This is a genomic window from Streptomyces sp. NPDC054840, assembly GCF_053611065.1.
The window spans coordinates 1-4701 of record NZ_JBSGZP010000589.1 but is presented as its reverse complement, the minus strand read 5'-3'; the positions used below and the strand labels follow the sequence as shown (position 1 = coordinate 4701).

At 70.5% G+C, this 4701-nt stretch carries 4 protein-coding genes; 2 read left to right on the top strand and 2 right to left on the bottom strand.

The genetic code is table 11. The features are described from left to right. On the bottom strand, positions 1-1020 hold a 1020-nt coding region (ssd, locus tag ACWGIU_RS30220), incomplete at its 3' end, for a septum site-determining protein Ssd (protein ID WP_453711100.1). A 539-nt stretch (positions 1021-1559) separates the two neighbouring features. On the opposite strand from ssd, the gene ACWGIU_RS30215 reads away from it, so the two are divergent. Continuing rightward, a complete protein-coding gene (locus ACWGIU_RS30215) occupies positions 1560-2435 on the top strand; it encodes an HAD family hydrolase (RefSeq protein WP_453711098.1) in 876 nt (291 codons plus the stop codon). Between the two features lie 399 nt (positions 2436-2834). Here ACWGIU_RS30215 and ACWGIU_RS30210 read toward each other — a convergent pair whose 3' ends face one another. Continuing rightward, entirely contained in the window at positions 2835-3656 is an 822-nt protein-coding gene (locus ACWGIU_RS30210; RefSeq protein ID WP_382589366.1) for a Fic family protein, read from the bottom strand. Between the two features lie 109 nt (positions 3657-3765). Between ACWGIU_RS30210 and ACWGIU_RS30205 the strand changes: the two genes are divergently transcribed. After that, positions 3766-4701 (top strand): ATP-binding protein (locus ACWGIU_RS30205; RefSeq protein ID WP_453711096.1); only part of this gene is annotated, 936 nt, incomplete at its 3' end.

Here is a 4701-nt window from a genome sequence, read left to right as displayed (position 1 = left end):
GCCTTCGGCGACCCGCCCCGGGAGCCCCACCTCGACCGGCACCTCACCGGCCAGCGGTGCCCCCAGCAGCCCGGCCACGGACTCCGGATCGAGGCCGCCCGGGCAGCGTCCCCGTACGACGACCCGCACGTCCCGGGCCACCATCCGCACCCCGGCCGCCACCCGGCCCGCGGCGGCCACCGACCGCAACTCGCCCGGCACCACCATCAACACCAGGTCGAGCTGGGCCAGCACCTCGGCCACGGCTTCGTCGACCCTCCGCGGGAGGTCGACCACCACCACCCCGCCCCGGCGGCGGGCGGCGGCCACCACGGACCGGATCGCGGCGGGCGGCACCACCACGCGGTCGCCGCGGTCCCAGCTGAGCACGCGAAGGTCGTGCAGCTCGGGCAGGGACTCCTCCAGCGCTCCGGCGCCCACCCGGCCCCGCGAGGCCACGAAGTCCGGCCAGCGCAGACCTTCGGCGCTCTCGCCCCCGAGCAGGACGTCCATGCCTCCGCCCAGCGGGTCGCCGTCGATGAGGATGGTCCGCTCTCCGGCACGGGCGGCCCGCACGGCGAGCGCACAGGCGAGGGTGGAGGCTCCGGCGCCGCCACTGCCGCCGATGACCCCCACGGCGAGCGCGGGCCGCCCGGCCCCCTCCACGACATCGGCGAGACGGTCGACGAGCCGGCTCTCGGCGTCGGGGAGCCGCAGCACCTCCTCGGCGCCGATCTCCACCGCCCGTTGCCACACCTCTGGGTCGTCCAGGTCCCGTCCGACGAGGAGCACCCCCGCCCTGCGCGGAGCCCCGCGCACCCGCCGGGCGGCGTCGTCGCCCACCAGCACGAGCGGCGCGGACTCCCATCCGGCGCTCCCGGTCCCGCCGCCCACCCCGACAGCGCCGCCCGGCTCGGGAACCGCATGGTGCACATGCGGCTCCGCACCGGCCGCGGCACACAGCCTCAGTAGATCGTCGAGCAGCAGCGGGTCCTCGGTGATGATCAGCGGCCGCCCGCCCCCGGGTGCGGATCCGGCCATGTTTCCGCCCCCCACGCCCGCCCCGACCCCTGTCCCCCTTCCGCCGACCACGGACTCCGGCGTTTCACACGACTTCGATCGGGCCACGATCTCCGCCCCCTTCTCACTGCAAATGCTTCCGCCACGGACTTCGCGGCTGGAATCACCGTGCAGCGATCAGGAAAAGAAAGTGGATCTTGACGGATAACTGTGGACAACCCATCCGTTGTGAATAACCCGGTCGCCCACTCAGGTGAGTTCCGGAGCGCGGCGGAACCACTACGCAGCGTCACGGGTTTGATGGGGTAAGGGCCTTCGCCGCGTCGGCCCCGCGCAGGAGGAGGGGCCGGAGGATGGTCACTTGGGGCCGAAGGCAGGGACGCGAACCGCGTCCGGACATGCGACGACCCCCGCCGGGGGGGAGAGCGGGGGTCGTCCCCACGGTCCGACTCGGGGGGGGAGGAGCCAGACCGGGTTAGCACGGTCGCGAACGATCCGTGACTTCCATGGTGTACCCGAGAGCCTTCTCAGGCAAACCCACGCGCCACACCTTACGCCGAATGGTGGGCGCATATGCTCGGGGCGTGGAAAATCAGCCCTTGCCGCACTCCTCGCCTCGCACCGCAGCCTTCTTCGACCTGGACAAGACGGTCATTGCGAAGTCGAGCACCTTGACGTTCAGCAAGTCCTTCTACCAAGGCGGCCTGATCAACCGGCGCGCCGTGTTGCGCACCGCGTACACGCAGTTCATCTTCCTGGCCGGCGGCGCCGACCACGATCAGATGGAACGGATGCGGGAGTACCTGTCCGCCCTGTGCAAGGGGTGGAACGTGCAGCAGGTGCGGGAGATCGTCGCCGAGACCCTGCACGACCTCATCGACCCGATCATCTACGACGAGGCCGCATCCTTGATCGAGGCCCACCACACAGCGGGCCGCGACGTGGTGATCGTGTCCACCTCCGGCGCGGAAGTCGTCGAGCCCATCGGGGAGATGCTCGGCGCGGACCGGGTCGTCGCCACCCGCATGGTCGTGGGTGAGGACGGCTGCTTCACCGGCGAGATCGAGTACTACGCGTACGGACCGACCAAGGCGGAGGCCGTACGCGAACTCGCGGAGTCCGAGGGGTACGACCTCACCCGGTGCTACGCCTACAGCGACTCGGCCACCGACGTCCCGATGCTCGAAGCGGTCGGACATCCGCACGCCGTCAACCCCGATCGGGCACTGCGGCGGGAAGCCGTGGCACGCGAATGGCCGGTCCTGGTCTTCAACCGGCCCGTGCGGCTGAAGCAGCGCTTTCCCGGACTGTCCATGCCGACCCGGCCCGCCCTGGTCGCCGCGGCGGCCGTAGGCGCGGCGGCGGCCACGGCCGGGCTCGTCTGGTACGCGAGCCGGCGCCGCGCCAGCGCCCTGGCGGCGGCCCGCTCTGCCTGAATGTCCCGACCCGCACCGATAAGACCTGCCCGGTTCGCCCTTCATCGTCCCGGAAAGTAAAAAATGGAGCCAGGGGTTTCGCATAGCTCCGAAGCGGAGTACAAATAAAGCAACGGCCCGCGAGACCAAAGAACATCCGAGAGGATCATCTTTAAAACGCAGCAAGGCCCACGGACCGAAGCATGAACGCCGAGCACCCACGCGACGTCGACCCGTCGATTACGGGCCAGCCGCACCAGGTAACGGGCAAAGACCCCGACCTGATGGGCAACTTTCGAGGACGCTTGGTAACTGGGCGTAAATGCCAGCGGCGACACCAGAGCAAGACGGTGTCGCCGCAACCCATGTCCGGGGCCGGAACGCCTCGGAGACGGGGCCGAACGGATGAAAACGGCAGGCTCAGGCCGCGCCGCGCTGCAGGGCTTCGCAGACCGCCGTCGACTCGCGGACACCCAGTTCGACCGCCCGGCCGCAGTGCGCGATCCAGGCGGACATGCCCTCCGCGGTCCCGGAGACATACCCCTCGAACGCGGCCAGATAGGCCTCGCTCCCCTGCTCCGCGTGGCCGACCTCCGCAGGGCAGATGGCCTTCGGGTCCAGACCGCTGTTGATCAGGACGATCCGCTCGGCCGCCCGTGCGACCAGCCCGTTGTACGAGGCGAACGGGCGCAGTGCGAGCAGTTCCCCGTGCACCACCGCCGCCGTGATCAGGGCCGGGGCGGAGCCGCCCGCGATGATCAGGCGGGACAGCCCGTCGAGGCGCCCCGCCACCTCCTCGGCGCTCGGCAGCGGGAGTCCGACCAGCGGCTCCGTCACCGGCTCGCCCGCCAGCCGGGGGCGGCCCACCACATCGCCGTCCGCCGTCGATCCGCACGCCACCAGGTGCAGCCGCGCCAGGACCCGGAGCGGGGACTGCCGCCAGATGCTCAGCAACTGACCGGCCTCCGCCGTGAGCCGCAGCGCCGCGCCCACCGTCAGCGCCTCAGGCTCCGACCCGAAGTCGGTCCGGCGGCGCACCTCCTCCAGCGCCCAGTCCGCACCGGACAGCGCCGCGCTGCCGCGGGCGCCGCGCAGAGCGGCCTCCGAGGTGATCTCACCGCTGCGGCGGCGCATCACCCGGTGCCCGTAGACGCGGTCCACGGCCTTGCGTACGGAATCCACGGACTCGGCGACACCAGGCAGCCCGGCCAAGGGGGCCAGCGGGTCAGAAGCGCTACTCATAAGCAGGGAGCCTACGCACTGCGCACCCCTGGCACCGACCCCTCCTTGGAGTGGTCTTCTTCACTCGCCTTGACAGCACAGTGCGATCGAACCGCTACGCTTGGTGAACATGAAGATCGCTTTCGTAGGAAAGGGCGGCAGCGGCAAGACGACCCTGTCCTCCCTCTTCATCCGCCACCTCGCCGCCAACGAAGCCCCTGTCGTCGCGGTGGACGCCGACATCAACCAGCACCTGGGCGCCGCGCTCGGCCTCACCGAGGAGGAGGCCGCCGAACTGCCCGCCCTCGGCGCGCACCTGCCCCTGATCAAGGAGTACCTGCGGGGTTCCAATCCGCGCATCGCGTCCGCCGACGCGATGATCAAGACCACCCCGCCCGGCCGCGGCTCGCGCCTGCTGCGCGTCACCGAGGACAACCCGGTGTACGAGGCCTGCGCGCGAACGGTCCTGCTCGACGGTGAGCCCGTACGCCTCATGGCCACCGGGCCGTTCACCGAGGCCGACCTGGGCGTGGCCTGCTACCACTCCAAGGTCGGAGCGGTCGAGCTCTGCCTCAACCACCTGGTCGACGGCCCGGACGAATACGTGGTCGTCGACATGACGGCCGGCTCGGACTCCTTCGCCTCGGGCATGTTCACCCGCTTCGACGTGACCTTCCTGGTCGCCGAACCGACCCGCAAGGGCGTCTCCGTCTACCGCCAGTACAAGGAGTACGCACGGGACTTCGAGGTCGCGCTCAAGGTCATCGGCAACAAGGTGCAGGGACCCGAGGACATCGAGTTCCTCCAGGACGAGGTGGGCGAGGACCTGATGGTCACCGTCGGGCACTCCGACTGGGTGCGGGCGATGGAGAAGGGCCGCCCGGCCCCCTTCGAGCTGCTGGAGGCGTCCAACCGGTTCGCCCTCCAGGAGCTCCAGGACGCCGCCGACGACTCGTACGCGCACCGCGACTGGTCCCGGTACACGGAGCAGATGGTGAGTTTCCACCTCAAGAACGCGCAGAGCTGGGGCAACGCCAAGACCGGGGTCGACCTGGCGGACCAGGTC